The 23,715-nt window shown below is 68.4% G+C and carries 20 protein-coding genes; 15 read left to right on the top strand and 5 right to left on the bottom strand.

What is annotated here, in order from left to right:
- Nucleotides 1-5: 5 nt before the first annotated feature.
- From WT24_RS19275 to WT24_RS19250, 6 genes are all read left to right on the top strand, one after another.
- The gene (locus WT24_RS19275; protein WP_060035561.1) at nt 6-3,146 is read left to right on the top strand and encodes a multidrug efflux RND transporter permease subunit; all 3,141 of its coding nucleotides are present in this window, start codon (nt 6-8) and stop codon (nt 3,144-3,146) included.
- A complete protein-coding gene (locus WT24_RS19270) occupies nt 3,146-4,606 on the top strand; it encodes an efflux transporter outer membrane subunit (RefSeq protein ID WP_060035647.1) in 1,461 nt (486 codons plus the stop codon). Before WT24_RS19275 ends, WT24_RS19270 begins: the two co-directional genes overlap by 1 nt.
- 862 nt (nt 4,607-5,468) lie before the next feature.
- Nucleotides 5,469-5,981: a fimbrial protein gene (locus WT24_RS19265; protein ID WP_059498958.1), complete on the top strand. Its 513-nt coding sequence runs from the start codon at nt 5,469-5,471 to the stop codon at nt 5,979-5,981.
- 122 nt (nt 5,982-6,103) lie between these two features.
- On the top strand, nt 6,104-8,557 hold the full coding sequence (locus WT24_RS19260; RefSeq protein WP_060035559.1) for a fimbria/pilus outer membrane usher protein: 2,454 nt from the start codon (nt 6,104-6,106) through the stop codon (nt 8,555-8,557).
- Between the two features lie 15 nt (nt 8,558-8,572).
- A complete protein-coding gene (locus WT24_RS19255; RefSeq protein ID WP_060035558.1) occupies nt 8,573-9,319 on the top strand; it encodes a molecular chaperone in 747 nt (248 codons plus the stop codon).
- Nucleotides 9,316-10,341 (top strand): fimbrial protein, encoded by a 1,026-nt coding sequence (locus tag WT24_RS19250; protein ID WP_060035555.1) that lies wholly within the window; start codon nt 9,316-9,318, stop codon nt 10,339-10,341. The genes WT24_RS19255 and WT24_RS19250 overlap by 4 nt, the downstream gene beginning before the upstream one ends.
- Nucleotides 10,342-10,454: 113 nt before the next feature.
- On the opposite strand, the gene WT24_RS19245 is transcribed toward WT24_RS19250, so the two are convergent.
- Both WT24_RS19245 and WT24_RS19240 read right to left on the bottom strand, forming a co-directional pair.
- The gene (locus WT24_RS19245) at nt 10,455-11,099 is read right to left on the bottom strand and encodes a class I SAM-dependent methyltransferase (protein ID WP_156441836.1); all 645 of its coding nucleotides are present in this window, start codon (nt 11,097-11,099) and stop codon (nt 10,455-10,457) included.
- Nucleotides 11,100-11,141: 42 nt separating this feature from the next.
- Entirely contained in the window at nt 11,142-11,669 is a 528-nt protein-coding gene (locus tag WT24_RS19240; RefSeq protein WP_060035645.1) for a DedA family protein, read from the bottom strand.
- A 284-nt stretch (nt 11,670-11,953) separates the two neighbouring features.
- Here WT24_RS19240 and WT24_RS19235 point away from each other — a divergent pair, with 284 nt between their 5' ends.
- Nucleotides 11,954-12,619 carry a response regulator transcription factor gene (locus tag WT24_RS19235; RefSeq protein ID WP_059789840.1) on the top strand — a complete coding sequence of 222 codons (666 nt, stop codon included), beginning with the start codon at nt 11,954-11,956 and terminating at the stop codon, nt 12,617-12,619.
- Nucleotides 12,616-13,995, top strand: a complete 1,380-nt coding sequence (locus WT24_RS19230; RefSeq protein ID WP_060035553.1) for an ATP-binding protein — start codon at nt 12,616-12,618, stop codon at nt 13,993-13,995. The genes WT24_RS19235 and WT24_RS19230 overlap by 4 nt, the downstream gene beginning before the upstream one ends.
- A 75-nt stretch (nt 13,996-14,070) precedes the next feature.
- Here the strand turns inward: WT24_RS19230 and WT24_RS34950 are convergent, their stop codons facing one another.
- Both WT24_RS34950 and WT24_RS19225 read right to left on the bottom strand, forming a co-directional pair.
- Nucleotides 14,071-14,208: an HHHH-motif protein gene (locus WT24_RS34950; protein WP_014897078.1), complete on the bottom strand. Its 138-nt coding sequence runs from the start codon at nt 14,206-14,208 to the stop codon at nt 14,071-14,073.
- Between the two features lie 46 nt (nt 14,209-14,254).
- The gene (locus WT24_RS19225; RefSeq protein WP_059498952.1) at nt 14,255-14,500 is read right to left on the bottom strand and encodes a hypothetical protein; all 246 of its coding nucleotides are present in this window, start codon (nt 14,498-14,500) and stop codon (nt 14,255-14,257) included.
- Between the two features lie 293 nt (nt 14,501-14,793).
- Between WT24_RS19225 and WT24_RS19220 the strand changes: the two genes are divergently transcribed.
- The 7 genes from WT24_RS19220 (at nt 14,794) to WT24_RS19190 (ending at nt 21,595) form a co-directional block, all read left to right on the top strand.
- Nucleotides 14,794-15,462, top strand: coding sequence for an RNA polymerase factor sigma-70 (locus WT24_RS19220; protein WP_059498951.1), 669 nt, complete (start codon nt 14,794-14,796; stop codon nt 15,460-15,462).
- An 85-nt stretch (nt 15,463-15,547) separates the two neighbouring features.
- Nucleotides 15,548-15,790: an MbtH family NRPS accessory protein gene (locus WT24_RS19215; RefSeq protein WP_006476052.1), complete on the top strand. Its 243-nt coding sequence runs from the start codon at nt 15,548-15,550 to the stop codon at nt 15,788-15,790.
- A 46-nt stretch (nt 15,791-15,836) separates the two neighbouring features.
- On the top strand, nt 15,837-16,847 hold the full coding sequence (locus WT24_RS19210; protein ID WP_059789845.1) for a TauD/TfdA family dioxygenase: 1,011 nt from the start codon (nt 15,837-15,839) through the stop codon (nt 16,845-16,847).
- On the top strand, nt 16,844-17,692 hold the full coding sequence (locus WT24_RS19205) for an ABC transporter ATP-binding protein (protein ID WP_059498949.1): 849 nt from the start codon (nt 16,844-16,846) through the stop codon (nt 17,690-17,692). The genes WT24_RS19210 and WT24_RS19205 overlap by 4 nt, the downstream gene beginning before the upstream one ends.
- A complete protein-coding gene (gene fhuB, locus WT24_RS19200) occupies nt 17,689-19,779 on the top strand; it encodes a Fe(3+)-hydroxamate ABC transporter permease FhuB (RefSeq protein ID WP_060035551.1) in 2,091 nt (696 codons plus the stop codon). Before WT24_RS19205 ends, fhuB begins: the two co-directional genes overlap by 4 nt.
- Entirely contained in the window at nt 19,776-20,576 is an 801-nt protein-coding gene (gene fhuF, locus WT24_RS19195; RefSeq protein ID WP_060035549.1) for a siderophore-iron reductase FhuF, read from the top strand. Before fhuB ends, fhuF begins: the two co-directional genes overlap by 4 nt.
- Complete coding sequence (locus WT24_RS19190; protein WP_059789852.1) at nt 20,573-21,595, top strand: ABC transporter substrate-binding protein; 1,023 nt, start codon at nt 20,573-20,575, stop codon at nt 21,593-21,595. The genes fhuF and WT24_RS19190 overlap by 4 nt, the downstream gene beginning before the upstream one ends.
- 174 nt (nt 21,596-21,769) lie before the next feature.
- Here the strand turns inward: WT24_RS19190 and WT24_RS19185 are convergent, their stop codons facing one another.
- Entirely contained in the window at nt 21,770-23,515 is a 1,746-nt protein-coding gene (locus WT24_RS19185; RefSeq protein WP_060035547.1) for a cyclic peptide export ABC transporter, read from the bottom strand.
- Nucleotides 23,516-23,715 lie beyond the last annotated feature (200 nt).

Here is a 23,715-nt window from a genome sequence, read left to right as displayed (position 1 = left end):
CCAACATGGCACGTTTCTTCATCGATCGCCCCGTCTTCGCATGGGTGATCGCCATCTTCATCATGCTGGGCGGCCTGTTCGCGATCCGCGCGCTGCCCGTCGCGCAGTATCCGGACATCGCGCCGCCCGTCGTCAGCATCTATGCGACGTACCCGGGCGCGTCCGCGCAGGTCGTCGAGGAATCGGTGACCGCGCTGATCGAGCGCGAGATGAACGGGGCGCCGGGGTTGCTGTATACGTCGGCGACGAGCAGCGCCGGGGCGGCGTCGCTGTACCTGACGTTCAAGCAGGGCGTGAACGCCGATCTCGCGGCCGTCGAAGTGCAGAACCGGCTGAAGACGGTCGATGCGCGCCTGCCCGAGCCCGTGCGCCGCGACGGCATCCAGGTCGAGAAGGCGGCCGACAACATCCAGCTCGTCGTGTCGCTGACGTCCGACGACGGCCGGATGAATGCCGTGCAACTCGGCGAATACGCGTCCGCGAACGTGGTGCAGGCGCTGCGCCGCGTCGAGGGTGTCGGCAAGGTGCAGTTCTGGGGCGCCGAATATGCGATGCGGATCTGGCCCGACCCGGTGAAGATGGCCGGGCACGGCCTCACCGCGTCGGACATCGCGTCGGCCGTGCGGGCGCACAATGCGCGCGTGACGATCGGCGACATCGGGCGCAGCGCGGTGCCGGACAGCGCGCCGATCGCGGCGACCGTGTTCGCGGACGCGCCGCTGAAGACGCCGGCCGATTTCGGCGCGATCGCGTTGCGCGCGCGGGCGGACGGCTCCGCGCTGTTCCTGCGCGACGTCGCGCGCGTCGAATTCGGCGGCAACGACTACAACTATCCGTCGTACGTGAACGGCAAGGTCGCGACCGGGATGGGCATCAAGCTCGCGCCGGGCTCGAACGCGGTGTCCACCGAGAAGCGCGTGCGCGCGACGATGGACGAGCTGTCCGCATACTTCCCGCCGGGCGTGAAATACCAGATCCCGTACGAGACGTCGTCGTTCGTGCGCGTGTCGATGAACAAGGTCGTCACGACGCTGATCGAGGCCGGCGTGCTGGTGTTCCTCGTGATGTTCCTGTTCATGCAGAACCTGCGCGCGACGCTGATCCCGACACTCGTCGTGCCGGTCGCGCTCGCGGGCACGTTCGGCGTGATGTATGCGGCCGGCTTCTCGATCAACGTGCTGACGATGTTCGGGATGGTGCTCGCGATCGGCATCCTCGTCGACGACGCGATCGTCGTCGTCGAGAACGTCGAGCGGCTGATGGTCGAGGAAGGGCTCCAGCCCTACGACGCGACCGTCAAGGCGATGCGGCAGATCAGCGGCGCGATCGTCGGGATCACCGTGGTGCTGACGTCGGTGTTCGTGCCGATGGCGTTCTTCGGCGGCGCGGTGGGCAACATCTATCGGCAGTTCGCGCTGTCGCTCGCGGTATCGATCGGCTTCTCGGCCTTCCTCGCGCTGTCGTTGACGCCCGCGCTGTGCGCGACGCTGCTCAAGCCGGTGTCCGGCGACCATCACGAGAAGCTCGGCTTCTTCGGCTGGTTCAACCGCTTCGTCGCGCGCGCGACACAGCGCTACGCGACGCGGGTCGGCACGATGCTGAAGAAGCCGCTGCGCTGGCTCGTCGTGTACGGCGCGCTGACCGCGGCGGCCGCGCTGATGCTCACGCAGTTGCCGACCGCGTTCCTGCCGGACGAGGACCAGGGCAACTTCATGGTGATGGTGATTCGCCCGCAAGGCACGCCGCTCGCGGAAACGATGCAGAGCGTGCGCGAGGTCGAGTCGAGCATCCGCCGCGACGAGCCGACCGCCTATACGTATGCGCTCGGCGGCTTCAACCTGTACGGCGAAGGGCCGAACGGCGGGATGATCTTCGTCACGCTGAAGAACTGGAAGGAACGCAAGGCCGCACGCGATCACGTGCAGTCGATCGTCGCGCGCATCAACGAGCGCTTCGCGGGCACGCCGAACACGACGGTGTTCGCGATGAATTCGCCGGCGCTGCCCGATCTCGGTTCGTCGAGCGGCTTCGACTTCCGGCTGCAGAATCGCGGCGGGCTCGACTACGCGGCGTTCAGCGCGGCACGCGAGCAACTGCTCGCGGCGGGGCACAAGGATCCGGCGCTGACCGACCTGATGTTCGCGGGCACGCAGGACGCGCCGCAACTGAAGCTCGACATCGATCGCACGAAGGCGTCCGCGCTCGGCGTGTCGATGGACGAGATCAACACGACGCTCGCGGTGATGTTCGGCTCCGACTATATCGGCGACTTCATGCACGGCACGCAGGTGCGGCGCGTGATGGTGCAGGCCGACGGGCTGCACCGGCTCGATCCGGACGACGTGAGGAAGCTGCGCGTGCGCAACGCGCGCGGCGAGATGGTGCCGCTCGCGGCGTTCGCGACGCTGCACTGGACGCTCGGGCCGCCGCAGCTCACGCGCTACAACGGCTATCCGTCGTTCACGATCAACGGCTCGGCCGCGGCAGGCCACAGCAGCGGCGAGGCGATGAGCGCGATCGAGCGGATCGCCGCGACGTTGCCGGCCGGCATCGGCCATGCGTGGTCGGGGCAGTCGTTCGAGGAGCGGCTGTCGGGCGCGCAGGCGCCGATGTTGTTCGCGCTGTCGGTGCTCGTCGTGTTCCTCGCGCTCGCGGCGCTCTACGAGAGCTGGTCGATTCCGTTCGCGGTGATGCTGGTCGTCCCGCTCGGCGTGATCGGCGCGGTACTCGGCGTGACGCTGCGGGCGATGCCGAACGACATCTATTTCAAGGTGGGGCTGATCGCGACGATCGGGCTGTCCGCGAAGAACGCGATCCTGATCGTCGAAGTCGCGAAGGATCTCGTGGCGCAGCGCATGTCGCTCGTCGACGCGGCGCTCGAGGCCGCGCGCCTGCGGCTGCGGCCGATCGTGATGACGTCGCTCGCATTCGGCGTCGGCGTACTGCCGCTCGCATTCGCATCGGGCGCCGCGTCCGGTGCGCAAATGGCGATCGGCACCGGTGTGCTGGGCGGCGTGATCACGGCGACCGTGCTCGCGGTGTTTCTCGTCCCGCTGTTTTTCGTGATCGTCGGCCGCCTGTTCGACGTCGGCCCGCGCCGGCGCGGCGGGTCGCGGCCGGCGACGATGGAGGGTTCGCAACCATGATGTTTGCGCTGAACGCGCGCGCCGCGCGGCGGGTTCCGGCCGCGCTGGCCGCTGCACTCGCGCTCGCCGGCTGCTCGCTCGCGCCGCGTTACGAGCGCCCGGCGGCGCCGGTGCCGACAAGCTATGCGCCGGTCGACGGCAGTACCGCGCCGGCGGCCGACCCGGCCGCGGCGCAGGATGCCGCGTTGCTCGACGACTGGCATGCGTATTTCACCGATCCGGCGCTGCAGGCGTGGATCGATGCGGCGCTCGCGAACAACCGCGACCTGCGGATCGCGGCCGGCCGGCTCGAGGAAGCGCGCGCGTTGTACGGCGTGCAGCGTGCGGACCGGATGCCGTCGGTCGATGCCCAGCTCGGTTATGAACGCGCGCGCCAGTACGATCCGGTCGTGCGCGAAAGCGCGATCAGCGGGCTGTATCGCGCGGGCGTCGGCGTCAGCGCGTACGAGCTCGACCTGTTCGGCCGCGTGCGCAACCTGTCCGACGCGGCGCTCGCCGAATACTTCGCGACGGCCGACGCGCAGCGAACGGTCCGCATCGGTGTGATCGCCGAAGTGGCGGGTGCGTACGTATCGGAGCGTGCGCTGCACGAGCAGCGTGCGCTGGCGCAGCGCACGCTCGATGCGCGTGAGCGGATGGCCGCGCTCACGCAACGCCGCTATGCCGCCGGCACGAGCGACGCGATCGAGCTGCGCTCGGCCGAGATGCTGGTCGCATCCGCGCGCGCGTCGCAGGCCGCGCTGCAGCGCGAGCATGCGCAGGCCGTACGGGCGCTGCAACTGCTGGCGGGCGATTTCGCGCGCAACGTGTCTGCCGACGCGACCGCGCTCGACACGCTGTCGATCGCGCCCGTGGCGCCGGGCGCGCCGAGCGAATTGCTCGAACGGCGGCCGGACATCCGGCAGGCCGAGGCACGGCTGAAGGCCGCGAACGCGAACATCGGCGCGGCGCGCGCGGCGTTCTTCCCGCGCATCGCGCTGACGACCGACTACGGCTCCGTGAGCGACGCGTTCTCGAATCTGTTCGCGGCCGGCACGAGCGTGTGGACCTTCGCGCCGCGCATCACGCTGCCGATCTTCGCGGGCGGGCGCAATCGCGCAAACCTCGACGTCGCGAACGCGCGCAAGAACATCGCGGTCGCCGAATACGAGAAGGCGGTGCAGACCGCGTTTCGCGAAGTGGCCGATGCGTTCGCCACGCGCGACTGGATCGACCGGCAGCTTGCCGCGCAGCAGGACGTGTATGCGGCGGACGGCGCGCGGCTGAAGCTCGCGGAGCGTCGTTATGCGGGCGGCGTCGCGACTTATCTCGAACTGCTCGACGCGCAGCGCAGCACGTACGAGTCGGGGCAGGAGCTGATTCGGCTCAGGCAGCTCAGGCTCGCAAATGCGATCGCGCTGTATCGCGCGCTCGGCGGCGGCTGGGCGCTTGCATCGGCGGAGGCCGCGGCTTCCGCGTGATGGGCGATTCGTCGCCCGATACCGCAGCGTGTCGGGCGACATGATGGCGGCCGTACGATTCGACGTACGGCCGCCGCTTCGACAGGGCGTGCTGTCCGCCGTACCGCCCGTCGTACCGCCCGCCGTACCGCCTTTCGTCATCGGCGCTTCCTTTCGCCGGCCCGCGCATCGTTCTCATCTCTCGGCCGCGCGCAGGGGCGGCGTCCGCATCCGTGGACCAATCGTGTCGCCCGCCGGCGTAAACATGTGCCGCGTCTCTTCGTTTCTCATCTCATCCGATCCGGCATGCCAGGCGTGTTCCGGCGGCCGCGCATGCTGTCGATTCCCGATCGGTAATTGACGATCGAATTAATCAATGCATTGGAATCAATGGCGGCGGCAAAGTGTCGCAGTAAAACGTTTGTATGCTTTTCGCAATCGTTTGCGCGATAAATCCATATTGATGAAATACCGTCTTTAATTTCCTGTCAGTTGAAAATGACTCGATATTCGTGTTGCGATCGGACAACGATGGCGGCACTGGACAATGTTTTGTCCTTTGAATGGAGGCAGCGTGCGAGCCGGCCCCAGCGACGAGGGGCACGGCCAAGCCGATTACCGGCAAAAAATTCCCTTAATCTTCAATCGGTTCCGGAAAATAAAAAATGACTGCGGATTAAAGATCCGGAATTGGAAATCGAAAGGAAAGAATGAGGTTCCAGAGGAATAAAGAAAACATTGTCAGATGTATTTGACAATGATTTACAGAAATCTTTCACGGTTATCTCGATAATGCGGCCTCGTGTCGGACGGGAGCCACCACACGCTACCGTTTGTGTCCGCCACGTCGTTCATTCCATTTGCACTCCTTACGGGAAACGTCATGAAAAAATCTCTCCTGACCGCTGTCGCACTCGCGGCCCTGTCCACCTCGGCCTTCGCGGCGGGCACCGGCACGATCAACTTCACGGGCGAGATCGTCGCGGGCGCATGCGGCATCGATTCGAACTCGGTCAACCAGACCGTGCAGCTCGGCAAGGTGCCGACCAACAAGTTCAAGCAAGCCGGCGACAAGTCGGACCCGGTGTCGTTCGACATCAAGCTGACCGACTGCGACACCAGCATCGCGCAGAACGCGTACTTCACGTTCACGGGCACGTCGAGTGCCGGCCAGCCGAAGCTGCTTGCCACGATCGGTTCGGCAACCAACGTCGGCATCCGCCTGCAGTCCGCGTCGGGCGAATACCTCGACAACGGTGCCGAGCAGAAGGCACCGACGCTGCTGCAGAACGGCACGAACACCGCGCGCTTCGCGGCGATGTACGAAGCGACGGCAGCCGGCGTGACGCCGGGTACCGCCGACGGCGTCGCGAACTTCACGGTCCGCTACCAGTAAGCGTCCGTACCGGAGGAGGGGGGCGTGCGTCCCTTCCTCCTTCGTCTTTCCTCCCGTTTTCCTTCTCCCTGGACTCCCGGTAGCGCCGCGTGCGAATCAGACATTCCTTCCTTTGCGTCTCCGTGCTGGTCGTCGGCAGCCAGAGCCATGCGACGGAATTCAATTCGTCGTTCCTCGACATCGACGGAACGAGCAACGTCGACCTGTCGCAGTTCTCGCAGCCGGACTTCACGTTGCCCGGCGAGTACATGCTCGACGTGCAGGTCAACGACCTGTACCTCGGACTGCAGCCGATCGAATTCGTGACCGTCGATGCAACGGGCGCGGGCAAGCCGTGCCTGCGACCGGAGCTCGTCGCTCGGTTCGGCCTGAAGCCGTCGCTGGTCAAGGACCTGCCGCGCTTCCGGGGCGGCGCTTGCGTCGACCTGGCGGCGATCGAAGGGGCGACCGTGCGTTACCTGAAAAGCGACGGGCGGCTCAAGATCACGATTCCGCAGGCCGCGCTCGAATTCACCGATTCGACTTACCTGCCGCCGGATCACTGGTCCGAAGGGATTCCCGGCGCGATGCTGGACTATCGCGTGATCGCGAACACGAACCGCAACTTCGGTGCGGCCGGCGGGCAGACGAATTCGATCCAGGCCTACGGGACGGTGGGCGCGAACTGGGATGCGTGGCGCTTGCGCGGCGACTACCAGGCGCAATCGAACGTGGGTAACACGGCGTACGCGGACCGCACGTTCCGCTTCAGCCGGCTTTACGCATTTCGCGCGCTGCCGTCGATCCAGTCGACGGTGACGTTCGGCGACGACTACCTGAGCTCGGACATTTTCGACACGTTCGCGCTGACGGGCGCGTCGATCCGCAGCGACGACCGCATGCTGCCGCCGTCGCTGCGCGGCTATGCGCCGCTGATCTCGGGCGTGGCGCGCACCAACGCGACCGTGACCGTGTCGCAGGCCGGTCGCGTGCTGTACGTGACGCGCGTGTCGCCGGGCGCGTTCGCGCTGCAGAACATCAACACGAGCGTGCAGGGCACGCTCGACGTCGCGGTCGAGGAAGAGGACGGCAGCGTGCAGCGCTTCCAGGTGACGACCGCCGCCGTGCCGTTCCTCGCGCGCACCGGACAGTTGCGCTACAAGGCCGCGGTCGGCAAGCCGCGCCTGTTCGGCGGCGCCGGCATCACGCCGTTCTTCGGTTTCGGCGAAATCGCGTACGGTCTGCGGTTCGACATCACCGCGTATGGCGGCTTCATCGCGGCGTCGGGCTACACGTCGGTCGCACTCGGCGTCGGCCGCGATTTCGGCGCCTTCGGCGCGGTGTCGGCCGACGTCACGCACGCGCGGGCGCGCCTGTGGTGGAACGGCGCGACACGCAACGGCAACTCGTATCGCATCAACTATTCGAAACACTTCGACGGGCTCGATGCCGACGTGCGCTTCTTCGGCTACCGTTTCTCCGAGCGCGAGTACACCAACTTCGCGCAATTCTCCGGCGATCCGACGTCGTACGGCCTCGCCAACAGCAAGCAGCGCTACTCGGCGACGATGTCGAAACGCTTCGGCAATACGTCGACCTATTTCTCGTACGACCAGACGACCTACTGGGCGCGTGCGTCCGAGCAGCGGGTCGGCCTGACGCTCACGCGGTCGTTCTCGATCGGCACGCTGCGCAACCTGAACGTCAGCGTGTCGGCATTCCGCACGCAGAGCGCGGGCGCGAGCGGCAACCAGTTCTCGGTCACCGCGACGCTGCCGATCGGCGGCAACCACACCGTCACGTCGAACCTGACGACGGGCAGCGGCAGCACCAGCGCGAACGCCGGCTACATCTACGACGACCCGGCCGGACGCGTCTACCAGGTCAATGCGGGCGCGACGGACGGCCGCGCGTCGGCGAACGCGAGCTTCCGCCAGCGCACGTCGGCGTACCAGCTCACCGCGCAGGCGTCGACGCTCGCCAATGCGTATGCGGCCGCGTCGCTCGAAGTCGACGGCTCGTTCGTCGCGACGCAGTACGGCGTGTCCGCGCACGCGAACGGCAATGCGGGCGACACGCGGCTGCTGGTGTCGACCGACGGCGTGCCCGACGTGCCGCTGTCCGGCACGCTCACGCATACCGACTCGCGCGGCTACGCGGTGCTCGACGGCATCTCGCCGTACAACGTGTACGACGCGACGGTCAACGTCGAGAAGCTGCCGCTCGAAGTGCAGGTGACAAACCCGATCCAGCGCATGGTGCTGACCGACGGCGCGATCGGCTTCGTGAAATTTTCCACCGCGCGCGGCAGCAACCTGTACCTGACGCTGACCGACGCGGCCGGCAAGCCGCTGCCGTTCGGTGCGTCGGTGCAGGACGCGGCGAACGGCAAGGAACTCGGCATCGTGGGCGAAGGCGGCGCGGCGTTCCTGACCCAGGTTCAGCCGAAAGCCACGCTGGCGGTGCGGGCGGGCGAACGGACGCTCTGCACGATCGACGCACTGCCGAACCAGCTCCAACTCGAAGGCACGCCGATTCCGGTGACGTGCCAGCCGCCCGGCGAGTCGCATGCAGCGGCCGTGCGGGCCGAACGATGATTTACGGATCCAGCGATGAAGCATTCCATTTCCCGTTCTTTCCCGCGGCGCGCGCTGTGCGCGTTCGCAACCGTCGGCGCGCTGCTCGCCGGCGCCGCGCAGGCGGCGATCGTGCCCGACCGCACACGCGTGATCTTCAACGAAGGCGAGCAGGCCGCGATCGTGACGATCACCAACAAGAGCACGACGTATCCGTATCTCGTGCAGTCGTGGCTCGAGGATACGAAGGGCAACAAGATCACGTCGCCGCTGATGGTCGTGCCGCCGCTGCAGCGGGTCGAGGCGAACGAGCGCAACGTGCTGCGGATCGCGAAGCTGCCCGGTGCGCAACTGCCGGCCGATCGCGAAACGGTGTTCTACCTGAACATCCGCGAAGTGCCGCCGAAGACCGACACGCCGAACACGCTGCAGATCGCGCTGCATACGCAGATGAAGCTGTTCTACCGGCCGAAGGCCGTGCAGCCCGCGCGCGACGAGGACTGGACGCTGCCGATGACGCTGCGGGTGGATGCGGCGGCGCACAAGCTGGTGTTGGACAACCCGACGCCTTACCACGTGACGGTGGTCGACGTGGCGTCGGGCGCACACAAGACGCCCGTGCCGATGGAGCCGGTGATGGTCGGCCCGATGAGCACGGCCGACGTGCCGTTCAACGCGGCGACGCCGTCGACGCTGTTCGTCACGCATATCGACGATTACGGCGGCCAGGTGGCGGTCGAGTATGCGTGCGAGGCCGGTGTGTGCAAGAGCGTGAAGAAATGAGCGGGGGAATGCGTCAGCGGGAATCGTCGACGGCATGGTTGCGCTGGGTCGTACTCGCGCTGCTGCTCGCGGCCGTGCAGCCTGCGTGGGCGCTGCGCTGCCTGACCAACAGCGGCGCGACGTCGTTGACTGAGCCGATCGGCGGTGTTGCGTCGTATCCGACCGACGCGCCGGACGGCTATGTGATCTGGGTGTCGCCGGTGCGCACGACGTCGGGGTACTGCTACAAGGATCTGGGTGACGACGGCAGCCTGAAGGTTGTCGACAACATTTACTTCTACGCGAATCCGAATCGCACGGACCCTGCCGCGTGGGGGCTCGAGATCGGCATCCGCTACAAGGGCGTCGACTATTTCGACAAAACCAGCAATCGCGGCGGCGGGGTGTTTACCGGATATTCGGTGCCGCCGTGCAGCAGGTACGACTTCGGCCGCGGGCGTTGCCAGCAGACGCGCATCAGCATCGACTATCAGGTCGTCGTGCGCAAGAAGGGCAACTGGGTCCAGCCGCCGAGCGATATCTATACGGTGTTCCAGTTCGACGGCGAGTTCGGACTGAATGCATTCGGCACAAGCTTCCAGTACCGTCTGAGCGGCCTGCGCAACCTCAAGCCGACGCCGTGCTTCGTCGACGTGCTGGTGACGCCCGAGCCGGGCATCGTCAATTTCGGGCAGGTGCAGACGTCCGGCAACGGCTTCCTGCCGGCCGTGCCGCGCCGGCGGTTTTCGCTGTCGCTGACGAAGAAATGCAGCATCCCGGTGCGCGTCGACGGTTACTTCGAAGCGACGAAAGGCATCGTGCAGAACGGCTTGCTGGTGCCTGAAAGCAAGAGCAACTTCGGCATCGGCCTCGAGGACAGCCAGGGCAAGGCGATCGAGTTCAACAAGCAGTTCACGCTCACGCAGTTTCCGGCCAACGTCGCGAATCAGAGCGTGTTGCTCGATGCGGTGCTCAAGTCGTTCGGACCACCGAAGATCGGGCCTTTCGATGCAGCCGCAACGATCCGGATTTTCCTGTATTGAGTGTTGGGCGGCGTCGATCCATTGACCGGGATCGGCGCGACCGGAGCGAACGCGCGCGACCCGTCGCCCGGGGCAGCGCCCGGCAGCACGAACAGCCGGGCCGTGTCTCGACCCTACGAAGCCGTTGCTCGCGCAACCTCATCCAGCGACAGCTTCGCAGCGGCACGGTGCCGGCCGACCACCTCACCCAGCCGTTCGAACCGATACACGAAGGCCGGCGGAAAATTCATCCACGCGACCCCGACCCGCACGGCGCGAACGCGCATGGCTTCCAGATAGCGCGCGGGAATCGGGCAGCGCGGCACATAGGTGAACTGATGGAACGCGCCACCGGCAGCCAGATGGCGCGCAAATGCGCACTGCACGATCGCGACGGCTTGTTCGACCGGCATCGCGACGAGCGGCAACCCGCTCACGATCGCGTGCGCGCGCTGCCCGCCGAAGAAGTCGCCCGTCGTCCCGAGCTCGGCCGCATCCATCTGCATCACCCGCAACGCCGGAAATTGATGCCGCAGCGCGTTCGCGAACGCGGGATCGGCTTCCACCAACACCAGCCGCTCGCTCGCGACGCCGCGTGCGAGCAGCGCGCGCGTGAACACGCCGGTGCCGGCGCCGAGTTCGATCACGGACGCGCCGTCGCACGGTACCTGTGCGGTGATCAACGCGGCGAGCGCCGGACCGGACGGCGCGAGTGCGCCGACCCGGCGCGGGTTGTGCCACCAGCTACGCAGAAACAGCATCCATTCGGGGATTCGCATCGACAGGCTCCTGGAGGGTCGATCGGTCAATGACAGGCGCGGCTAGGCGACCGCTTGCGCGGCGAGATAGCCGGCCGTGATGAACAGCGTGTTCCACAGCGCAATGCCGGCCGCGGCGCCGGACGCGAAACGCGTGAAGCTCGTTTCCAGCAATCCGGCGAGCGCCGGCGCGACGAGCCGGACGAACGGCACCAATTGCGACCAGAGGGCGAGCCGCGTGGGCCGCGCGCGGATGCTTTCGATCAGCGCGTCGATTCTGGCGGGCTGCAGCCGGCCCAGCGGTGCGAGGCGGCGCAGCAGGGGCAGCACGCTGTCTTCGGGCCACAGATTGCCGAGCGCGTAATGAAAGAGGCAGCCGGCGAAACTGCCGAGCACCGTGACGACGATCGCTTCCGGCAAGGTCCACGCGCCTTGCGCACCGGCGACGCCGATCATCGCGAGCAGCACGTGCGACGGCAGCACGGGAATCAGTCGTTCGATCAGCGACAGCCCGGCGAGGCAGACGATGCCGTTGGCGCTGGCCAGGCTCAGCGCGAGGCCGAACGGGACGAGCGTGGCGAACTGGTTCATCGCGCGGCTCCCGTGCGACCCGGGCACGACGGGCACGACGCGTGCGGCCTTCCATGCCAGAATGGCGCGCACCGGCCCGGCGCGAAGGTGGCGCGCCGCGCCGTCTTGCATCGCAGCAACGAAATCGAAGAACGGAACACGGTCATGGCGGGCCTCTCTGGAAAGCGCCGGATGCATTGCGCCGGCAATGCGGCGATCGATGCGCATCGTGGCCCCTCGGCTTTAAGAAGTTTTTAATCGCGGTCCGTCAGGCTGGCGACCTCGCCAATCGAGGAGCGATATCGATGCATATCCTGCTGGTGGAAGACGATGCGATGCTGGCCGACGCCGTGCGGGCCGGCCTCGCGCAGAACGGCTGGCACGCGGACTGGTCGGCCGACGTGCCGGCGGCGCGGCTCGCGCTCGTCGGGCACGACTACGACGCGGTGCTGCTCGACCTGCAACTGCCGGGCGCGTCCGGTTTCACGCTGCTGGCCGCGATGCGTGCGAACTACGATGCGACGCCGGTGCTGATCGTGACCGCGCGCGATCAGTTGAGCGACCGTATTCGCGGCCTCGACGCCGGCGCCGACGACTATCTCGTGAAGCCGTTCCAGCTGGACGAGCTTTATGCGCGGCTTCGCGCGCTGACGCGCCGCAGCCAGGGCCGTGTGTCGGAGCGGCTGGTCTGCCGCGATGTCCACGTCGATCCGGCGCGCCGGGAAGTCACGCGGGCCGGCGAACCGGTTGCGTTGAGCATCCACGAATACCGGACGCTGCTCGCGCTGATGGAGCGGCAAGGGCGAGTCGTCACGCGGGCGCAGCTCGAGGAGCGCGTGTACGGCAACGACGACGCAATCGAAAGCAACACGATCGCGGTGTACATCCATCAATTGCGGCGCAAGCTCGGCGACGAACTGATCGTGACGGTGCACGGCTTCGGCTATCGCATCGGGGAGGGTACGGCATGAGGTCGCTGCGCGTACGCCTGCTCGCGACCGTGATGGCGATGGTCGTCGTGTTCTGGGCCGGCTGGGGCGCGTTTCTCGGCATCGGCCTGTGGCGAGAACAGCGCGGCTGGCGCGACGGCTTGCTCGAGGGCGCCGCGCAACTGCTGCTGTTGTCGTTGCCCGATACGATCGATCGCCTGCCCGAAGTGCGCACACAGGCAGTGTTGCCGAAAACGGCGTACGGCAAATACGACGTCGCGTTCCAGATCTGGGTCGACGGCCGCAACGTCATGCACAGCGCGGATGCGCCGGGGCCGGCGCTCAAGGCCGACATGCGCGACGGATACGGCGTGAGCGCCGGACGCGGTCTCGCGCACGACGAGACCTGGCGGGTTTACTCGCTCGCGGATCCGGCCGGCCGGATTCACGTGCAGACCGGCGGGCCGGCCACGACCTGGCAGGAGAAGGCCAGCAATGCGGTGCAGCTCGGCCTGTTCAATACGGCGGTGATGCTCGCGATGCTGGGCGTGGCGATCTGGTGGGGGATCCGCTGGTCGTTCGGGCCGGTGCGCGAGGTTCAGCGGGCGATCCAGCACAAGGCCGCGTTCGATTTTTCGCCGTTGCCGTTGACGATGCTGCCGCGCGAACTCCGGCCGCTCGTCGAATCGTTCAATCGGCTGCTCACGCGGCTGAGCCAGGCCGTCGATACCGAGCGCCGTTTCATCGGCGATGCGGCGCACGAATTGCGCATTCCGCTGGCGGCGTTGTCGGCGCAGGCGGAAGTGGCATTGCGGGCGGACGATCCGACGGACAAGGACGCGGCGCTGCGCCGGCTGGCAACGGGCGTCGAGCGCAGCGCGCGGCTGTCGGCGCAATTGCTCGAGCTGGCGCGGCTGGATGCCGGCTCGCGTGCGGAGCAGCATGGGCCGGTCGACCTGGCACGGCTCGTTGCGCTGATCGCGAGCGACTTCGACGCGGCCGCGCATGCACGCGGGCAGACGGTGCGGGTGGCGGTCGAGCCGGTATGCGTGTGGGGCGACCTGGACGAAATCGCGATCGCGGTGCGCAACCTGATCGACAACGCGCTGCGTTACGGCCGTGAAGGCGGACGGGTCGAGATCACGTGCGATGGCGTTGCGGATGCAGGGCGGGTCGGGTTGCGGATCGCGGACGACGGACCGGGCGTGCCGATCGATCAGCGCGAGCGAATCTTCGAACGCTTCTACCGGGTGCCGGGCACCGCGCAGCCGGGAAGCGGTATCGGACTGTCGCTGGTCGCGCGCATCGCCGAGTCTCACGGCGGGGCGGTCGACGTGACGTCCGGTATCGACGGGCGCGGGCTCGCGGTGATCCTGTCGTTTCCGATCTGGCTCGCGCCGGAGCAGTGGCAGCGCTAGCGTGGACGCCGCGTGGCGTCGACCACGAAAAAAAGCGCCGGCAAGCGGCGCTTTTCCGCATCGGCTGCGCGACGCTCAACGCACCCAGCGGCATACCTTGTGATGGTGATGCTCGAAGTGACACACGCGGTGCGGATGCGCTTCGGCGATGGCCGGCACGAGCACGGCGGCGGCAACGGCGGCGGCGGTGAGGGTTTTGAGTAGCGTCTTCATGTCGAGGTCCTGTCGTTGAATGATGGGTCAAGAGTGCGCAGCGGCATCACCACTGCGGCCGCTGATCGTCGCGACGGTCGTCACGGCGGTCATCCCGGCGATCGCGGTCGTCACGCGGGCCGGGATGCCGGGCTTCCCAGTCGCGGCGCTCCCAGTAGCGATTTCCGTCCCAGTAACGATCGCCATGCCAGCCGATCGTGACTTCGGCAGGGCCAGGGTAGGCGACGCACCCGGCGAGCATCACGCTCGACAGCGCGCCCACCATGACTGCGGATAACACGATGGATTTCATGTTGCTCTCCCTTGGAAACGGCAGGTCGATCGTACGAGACCCCAAAATTTCACGTAGTAAGAAGTTGCTACCGCCGATGACACGTGCAGGCGTTTCGTCAGGAACGTGAAAGCATGCGTGCGCGGCGTGCGAGCCGTCTGCGCAGCGCAGATACACACCTGTCCACTCCAACAACGATTCCACCAATTGTTCAGACAAATCCCGATGACCTAAAGGGTCATCTCGTAATCGGATTGAGAATGATTTGCGTTTACGTTAAATTGCGCTATCTCGGAATTTGACGGAGCAGATCGATGGCCATGGCGGAAGTGCTCGACCGACCGGCGGCGACAGCGGCAAACCCGTTCCTCGGCAGTTATCCGGACCTGCCGCCACGCGCCGCGCCGCGTCCGCGCCGGGCGTCCGAGCCCCGCGCGCAGGGCGCGCTGCTCGACGTGCTGATCGCCCATCGCGCGATGCTCGTCAACGTCGCGCGCGGCTTCGTCGGTTGCGCGAGCCGCGCGGAGGACGTCGTGCACGACGTGTTCGTGAAGCTCGTCGAATTCCCGAACCAGGACGCGGTGCGCCAGCCGGTCGCGTACGTGACGCGGATGGTGCGCAATGCGTCGATCGACGCATGCCGCCGGCAGAGCCTGGAAAACGTCTATCACACGGAAGAGGACGACGGCTTCGACGTGCCGTCGCCCGAGCCGACGCCGGAAGCCGCGCTGATGACGCGCGATACGCTGCGGCGCGTGTGGGCCGCGCTCGACGACCTGCCGGCGCGCAGCCGTGCGGCATTCGAGATGGTGCGGCTGCGCGAGGAGACGCTGCAGACCGCGGCGCGCGCGCTGAACGTGTCGCAGACGCTCGTGCATTTCATGGTGCGCGACGCGGAGCGCCATTGCGCGGAATGCCTCGACGCGTGCCATCGTGGCGTCGCCTGCCCGGTGTTCCTCGGCGGCCGCGCGCGGCGGCGGTAAAAAAACGCGCCGGCCAACCGTCTATCAGACAGGAGCGGCCGAATCCGCCGCTTCGCCTCCTTCAACCGCCCAGCGATTTCCGATCATGACGCAAGCCCCGACGCCTTCCGCCGACACCGACGATCTCGTCTATACGGTCGTCATCAACGACGAAGAACAGTATTCGATCTGGCCGACGTTCCGGCCCGTGCCGGCCGGCTGGCGCGAAGTGGGCGTGAGCGGCCCGAAGGCCGACTGTCTCGCGCACATCGAGACCGTCTGGACCGACATGCGCCCGGCGAGCCTGCGCCGTGCGATGGACGGCGAGCGCGCGACGCGCGCGTCGTGATCTGCTGCGCCGCGGGTGCGGCGCCTCACCTGAAGAGGACGTTTGCATGACCCTGCTTTCGTTGCCGACGCTCGACGATCTGCGTATCGAGCCGGGGCTGCCCACCGTCGTGTCGCCGCGCGGCAACGACGGGATGTCGATCGACGATGTCGCGCCGCTGGCGCGCGAGATCGCGGCCGACACGCTCGAACGGGCGGGCGGCGTGCTGTTCACGGGCTTTCGCGTGCCGTCGATCGACGCGTTCCAGCAGTTCGCGGCTTCGTTCGGCGATCCGCTGATCGGCTATGAATACGCATCGACGCCGCGCAGCCAGGTCGAAGGCGCGGTCTACACGTCGACCGAATACCCGCCGCACCGCGCGATTCCGCTGCACAACGAACAGTCGTACACGCGCGAATGGCCGCTGCGGATCTGGTTCCACTGCGCGCTCGCCGCGCCGAAGGGCGGGGCGACGCCGATCGCGGACAGCCGCGCCGTGTACCGCGCACTCGATCCGGCGCTCGTCGCGCGCTTCGAGAAGCGCGAGCTGCTGTACGTGCGCAATTTCGGGCAAGGGCTCGATCTGCCGTGGCAGCAGTCGTTCGGCACCGACGAGCCGGCCGAGGTCGAGCGGATGTGCGCGGCGCGCGGCATCGAATGCGCGTGGCGCACCGACGACGACGGCGAGCTGCTGCTGCGCACGCGCGAGCGTTGCCAGGCCGTCGCGCGTCATCCGCGCACGGGCGAGCGCGTCTGGTTCAACCAGGCGAACCTGTTTCACCTGTCGGCGCTCGACGAAGACATGCAGGAAGCGCTCGTCGACGCGGTCGGGCTCGAGAACGTGCCGCGCAACGTGTACTACGGCGACGGCGAACCGCTCGAGGCCGACGCGCTCGCGGAGATTCGCGGCGTGCTCGACCAGCAGCGCATCGTGTTCCCGTGGCGCACCGGCGACGTGCTGATGCTCGACAACATGCTGAGCGCGCATGCACGCGACCCGTTCGAGGGGCCGCGCAAGGTCGTCGTCGCGATGGCCCAGAGTTACACGGTCCCGCGCGACCGAACGGAGGATCGATGACGCGTAGTACCGCCGCGCTTGCCGCGCGCGGGCTGTCGGTGGGATATCGCGACCATGTCGTGATCGACGGGCTCGACCTGTCGATCGCGGCCGGCCGCGTCACCGCGCTGTGCGGACCGAACGGCTGCGGCAAGAGCACGCTGCTGCGCACGTTGGCGGGCCTGCAGCCCGCGCGCGCCGGTCATGTCGAAGTGAACGGCAAGCCGCTTGCATCGTTTCGCCGTCGCGCGCTCGCGCGCGAGCTGACGATGCTCGCGCAGTTCAACCAGATTCCGTCGGGCCTCACCGTGCGCGAGCTCGTCGCGTACGGGCGCTATGCGTACGGCGGCTTCCTGCGCGGCCTGTCGCGGATCGATCATGCGGCAATCGACGAGGCGCTCGAAACGAGTGGCCTCGCCGACGATGCGCAGCGCGACGTCGGCGCGCTGTCGGGCGGCGAGCGCCAGCGCGCGTGGATCGCGATGGCGCTCGCGCAGCAGGCGCCGATCGTGCTGCTCGACGAACCGACGACCTATCTCGACATCCATCACCAGCTCGACATCCTCGATGCACTGCGTGCGCTGAACCGTGCGCGCGGGCTGACGATCGTGTGGGTGCTGCACGACCTGAACCAGGCGGCCGCGTACAGCGACGAGATCGTGCTGATGCGCGCGGGCCGCCTCGTCGCGCAGGGCACGCCCGACGCGATGCTCGACCCGGCGCGGCTGCGCGCGGCGTTCGGCGTCGAGATGCTGAAGCTCGCGCATCCGCGCACGGGCGCACCGATGTGCGTGCCGGCCTACGGGCCGTCGACCGACGGCGCGCCGCAGGCGGCCGGCGTCTTCGACCGGGATCTCGCGGTATGACGACGTTCGCGATGCGCAAGCGCCTCACGGCGACGGGCAACGGGGCGACGACAGGGCGGGCCGGCGCGATCGCGTTCGGCCTCGTCGTGCTGATCGCGCTGCTCGCGGCGCTGCGGATTGCCCCCGATCTGCGCGTGTGGTGGGACGCGGCGCCCGGCAGCGATGCCGCGTCGCTCGCGCACGTATTCCTGTTCGACCTCAATCTGCCGCGCGTCGCGGCCGCGCTCGTCGCGGGCGGTTGTCTCGGCATCGCCGGCGCGCTGTTCCAGTCGCTCACGCGCAATCCGCTCGCATCGCCCGACCTGCTCGGCGTGACGGGGGGCGCCCAACTCGGCCTGCTCGCGGCGATGCTCGTGCCGGCGCTGGCGGGCGTCGCGTCGGTGCCGCTGCTGTTCGTATGCGGGCTCGCCGCCGCCGCGTGCGCGATCGTCGCAGCGGGCGGCTGGCGCGCGACGCCGTTGCGGCTCGTGCTCGCGGGCAGCGTGTGCATGCTGCTGTTCGCCGCACTGTCGACGCTCGTGCTCGCGTTCTTCGAGCAGAACATCGCAGGCGCCGCGCTGTGGACCAACGGCAGCCTGTACCAGCCGGGCGCGACGGGCCTCGCGCTCGCCGTGCGCTGGCTCGTGGTGCCGCTGATCGCACTGCCGTTCGTGATCCGGCCGCTGAATCCGCTCACGCTCGGCGACGATGCGGCGGCCGCGGCCGGCGTGCGCGTCGATGCGACGCGACTCGCCGCGACGATCGTCGCGGTCGCGTTCACGAGCGTGGCCGTCAGCATCGCCGGCCCGCTGTCGTACGTCGGCCTCGTCGCGCCGAACCTGCTGCGCCAGGTGCGCGGCGCGCACACGGTCCGGCTCGGCGTGCTGGTGCCGCTGTCGGCGCTCGCCGGCGGCGCGCTCGTGCTCGTCACCGACAGCGCGGTGCTCGCGTCGGGCCTCGACGCGACGCTGTCGACCGGCGTCGCGATCGCGCTGGTCGGCACGCCGCTGATGCTCGCGATGATCCGGCGCGGCGCCGCGTGGTCGGGCGTGCTGCACGCGGATGCCGAACGCGCGGCGGGCGGCGGCTCGACGCGGCTCGTCGGCTGGCTCGAACGGCTCGGCTGGCCGCTGCGCACCGCGCTGTTCGTCGCGACGGGCGTGCTGGTGGTCCTGGTCGGCGTGTCGGCCGGGCCGGAGTGGCTGTCGCCCGCGCGCTGGTCGGCCGCGCTGTCCGGTCACGATGCGCTCGCGCGCATGCTGATCGACCTGCGCATGCCGCGCCTGCTGTGCGCGCTGCTCGCCGGCGCGCTACTTGCCGTCAGCGGGGTCGCGATGCAGAGCGTCGTGCGCAATCCGCTCGCAGGCCCCGAAGTGCTCGGCGTCACGCAGGGCGCGGGGCTCGTCACGCTGTTCGCGTTGTCGACGTGGCCGCTGATGGGCCACGTGACGCTTGCCGCCGCCGCGCTGATCGGCGGCGGGCTGTCGCTCGCGATCACGCTCGCGCTGAATCACCGGCATCGCTACGCGCCGCTCGCGGTCGCGCTGACGGGCATCGTGATCGGTGCGTTGTGGACCACGCTCGCGCAGTGGCTGATCACGCAGGAAAGCGTGCAGCCCGCGCGCTTCGTCGTGTGGCTCGTCGGCGGCACGTATGGCCGCAGTTGGGGCGAGGTCTCGATGCTGTTGCCGTGGTGCGCGCTCGCGGTGCCGGTGTTCGCGTGGCTCGCGAAACCGCTCGACATGCTCGCGCTCGGCGACGACCAGGCCGCTGCGCTCGGCCTGCCGGTGGCGGCGCTGCGGCCGCTCGCGCTGACGATCGCGACGCTCGCCGCATGCGCGGCGGTCGCGGCGGTCGGGCCGGTCGGCTTCATCGGGCTGATGGCGCCGCACGTCGCGACGATGCTCGGCGCGCGCCGGCATCGCACGCGGCTGTGGCTCGCGGCGGCGTGCGGCGCGCTGATCCTCGGCGCCGCGGATCTCGCGGCGCGCATCGTCGTCGCGCCGCGCGAAGTGCCGGCCGGCGTGCTGACCGCGCTGATCGGCGCACCGTACCTGCTCGGGCTGCTGGTTCTCGAGGGGCGCCGCGCCCGGCGCGCGGGGCGATGACGCCGTCGGTCGACGGCGCGCGTGCCATGCGCTTTTCGGCGTTCGCGCCGCAACCGTTCGCCGAACACCTCGACGTCGTGTGGCTCGGCATGCCCGAGGATGCCCACGCGCCGGGTCGCATCGTCGTGCCCGTCAGCGCGTTGCCCGCGCACCGCGACGCCGTGCTCGGCGCGATGGTCGACCATTACGGCGGCGATCCGACGCAGCATGCGCGTGCGCTGATGTCGCAGTGGAGCAAATACTATTTCGGCCGCGCGGCGACGGCCGGCGTCGTCGCCGCGCTGACGCTCGGTCGGCCGCTCGACATGACGCCCGAGCGTACGTTCGTCGCGCTCGATGGCGGGATGCCGGCCGCGCTGTATTTCGCAAGCGACGCGCTCGGTGCGCCGTGCGACGATCCCGAGCCGCGCTATGCGGGGCTCATCGCGCATCTCGGCGCGGTGATCGACCGGCTCGCGGCGATGGGGCGCGTCACGCCGCGCGTGCTGTGGAGCAACGCGGGCAATCTGCTCGACTATCTGCTCGAGACCTGTCGTGCGTTGCCGTGCGCGGCCGATCCCGTCGGCGACGCGAACTGGCTGTTCGGTTCGACCTGCATGCACGGCGAGCCGAATCCGCTGCGCATGCCGGTGCGCGACGCGCTGCCGCGCTCGCCGCTGCTGCCGACGCCGTTTCGCGCGCGCCGCGTGTGCTGCCTGCGCTACGAAATTCCTGGAGAAACGCAACTGTGTGGAAGCTGCCCCCTGCTACTGACGATGGACGACGCGGCGCTGGCCGAGCAGGACGCGATCCGGTGACGCGCCCCGGCCGCCGGCATGCGCTCGGCGCACTCGCCGCGCTCGGCGCCGCGTGCTGCGGCGCGTTGTCCGCATCGGCGGCCGCCGTTTCCGAGGCCGGGGGTGCCGGCGGTACGCAAGGCGCCGTGTCGCTGGCCGGCAATCCCGTCGTGTCGCAGGCCAGCGCGAAGATGCCCGTGCGGCCGCAGCGCGTGGTCGCGCTCGACTTCATGTTCGCGGAAAGCGTGATCGCGCTCGACATCGTGCCGGTCGGGATGGCCGATACGGCGTTCTACCCGGGCTGGCTCGGCTACCGGAGCGAGCAGCTCGCACGCGTGACCGACGTCGGCTCGCGACAGGAGCCCGGGCTCGAGGCGATCGCGGCGGTCAAGCCGGATCTCGTCATCGGCGTCGGTTTCCGGCATGCGCCGATCTTCGACGCGCTCGACCGGATCGCGCCGACGATCCTGTTCCAGTTCAGCCCGAACGTGTCGGAGGGTGGCGTGCCGGTCACGCAGCTCGACTGGATGCGGCAGATCTTCCGGACGATCGGCGCGGTGACGGGGCGCGACGCGCGCGCGCAGGCAGTCGAAGCGCAACTCGACGCCGGCATCGCGCGCAATGCGGCGCGGCTCGCGGCCGCGGGCCGCAACGGCGAGCGCGTCGCGCTGCTGCAGGATCTCGGCTTGCCCGATCGTTACTGGGCCTATACGGGCAACAGTACGTCCGCGGGCCTCGCGCGGGCGCTCGGGCTCGATCCGTGGCCGAAGAAGCCGACGCGAGAAGGCACGCTGTACGTGACGTCGGCCGATCTGCTGCGGCAGCGCGATCTCGCCGTGCTGTTCGTGACCGCGTCGGGGATGGACGTGCCATTGTCGGCCAAACTCGATTCGCCGGTGTGGCGTTTCGTGCCCGCGCTGAAGGCGCACCGGATCGCGCTGATCGAGCGCAACATCTGGGGGTTTGGCGGCCCGATGTCGGCGCTGAAGCTGGCCGACGTGATGACCGACACGATGTTGAAGCTGCCGGCCGTGCGCTGAGTGCGCGTCGCCGGGGGGATGCCGGCAGGGCGCCGTGCTGGCTTGACGACGCGTGACTTCCGCTTTTTCCTGTTCGCCAACGCATCAAGCCCCATTTCCTGCGAAACGACAATCCGACAATCGCCGACACACTGCCAGTGCAGCGTGCCGGCGATGTTTCGATCGACCGCCGCGTTACGCGCTCAGCGCATCGACGCCATCCTGCGCACGCACGCGCGCCGGTTGCGTGTCGCTGACGATGCGCCCGTTGTCGAGCTTCAGCAGACGGTCGGCGAGGTCGAAGTAGCGGTCGTCGTGCGTGATCACGATCACGGCCTTGCCGCGCGCGCGCAGCTCGGGCAGCAATTGCTCGTAGAACACGGCCTTGAACGACGGATCCTGGTCGGCCGCCCATTCGTCGAACAGGTAGAACGGACGATCCTCCAGGTATGCGACGACGAGCGCGAGCCGCTTGCGCTGCCCGGTCGACAGCGCGCGCGTCGAGAACGCGCCGTCGACCACCTTCACCTTGTGGTCGAGCGCGAGTTTCGCGACGAGCGCGTTCGCCCGCGCATCGGCCTGTGCGCGCGACGGATCGTCGGGGTCGACGATGCCGAGCAGCGCATCGAACAGATGGAAATCGTTGAACACCGCGCTGAAACGCTGCCGGTAGGCTGCGCGCTCGCGCCAGCCGATCGTGCGGCCATCGACCTCGATCATGCCTTGCTCGGGCTCGTAGAGCCCCGTCAGCACCTTGGCGAGCGTCGTCTTGCCGCTGCCGTTGCCGCCGACGATGAACACGAGCTCGCCCGGCTTGATCGTCAGGTCGATCGGCCCGATGCTGAACATCCGTTCGTCGCGCTCGTGGAAATACGCGTGCGTGACGCCGCGCAGCGTGACGGCGCCGGCCGGCGGCACGTCGGGCGCATCGGCCGCGGGCGGCACCGTGCGCAGCGCGCCGAATTCGGCCATCACGCCTTCGATCCGCGTGAGCGACACGCGCGCCGCGTTGACGGTCGGCAGGTTGTTCAGCAGGCCGTCGAGCGGCACGAGCATGAACAGGAACACGACGACGTAGCCGGCGGCCGCGGCCGGGTCGGCATGCACGCCGAGCTGCGGCCAGAACGACGCGACGCCGAGGAACACGTAGAACAGGAAGATGATCCAGCCGACCCCGACCGCATACGCGCTGAATGCGCGGCGGCGGTGGTCGCGCACCTCGCCGATCGCGGCGCCGAGCTGGCCGTCGACGAACTGGCGTGCGCGCGCATCGTGCAGCTTCAGCTCCTTCGCGCCGGAGAACAGCGAACCGAGATAGCCGAACAGGCGGTCCTGCGCGTGGCCGGCGGCTTCGAGCGACGCGATCGCGCGGCGGTCGCCGGTGTGATAGCCGAGCGAGCCGGCGACGATCGCGGCCAGCGCCAGCACGCACACGGGCCAGGACAGCCACGCCAGATAGCCGAGGCAGCCGAACACGATCGAGCCGTGCATGACCAGGTTCGGCAACGCGAAGAACAGCATCGACACGTTGGTCGCGTCGTCGGTCAGCACCGACTGCACGGGTGCGGCGCCGATTCGCTCGATGTCGCGCAATTCGGCCGCGCCGACGCGCCGCGCCAGATGCACGCGCAGCCGCGCCATCGTGTCCTGCGACAGGCGGGCAAACAGCGTGCCCGACACGATCCGCGTGACGAGCGCGATCACCGCGCACAACGCGAAGCGCCACGCGAGCGATGCATCGGCCGCCCCCGGTTGCGACAGCGCGCGGTTCAGCGTCGCGACGAGCAGCACGCTCGCGACGCCGTTCAGCACGCACGCGGTGAGCGCCAGCGCGAGCGACACGCGGCTTTCGCGCAGCAGCGCAAGGATCAGGCGCGCCGCGGGGCGGGCGGGGGAAGCGTCGAGGGACGGCGGGGAGGAGGGCTCGTGGGCGGCTGTCATCGGCAACGTCGGTAAAGGGAAGGCGGGCAATAACGCGAAAAACGGCGAATCTGATGCGAACGCAGCGGGCGGGGCCTGCCCCGTTGCGGCGTTCCTCCCTGATAGACGAACGGGCCGCGCAAATATTTAGCCCCGTCGTCAAAAAAAGCGGTCGCACGCACTTTGCGCGCAAAACGGTAAAAAATCGGCCGCGTCGTTCG

It is taken from the genome of Burkholderia sp. MSMB1078WGS, from assembly GCF_001528895.1.
Taxonomy (GTDB): domain Bacteria; phylum Pseudomonadota; class Gammaproteobacteria; order Burkholderiales; family Burkholderiaceae; genus Burkholderia.
The sequence above is the reverse complement of the archived record's forward strand: the minus strand, read 5'-3'. Positions and strand labels throughout refer to the sequence as shown.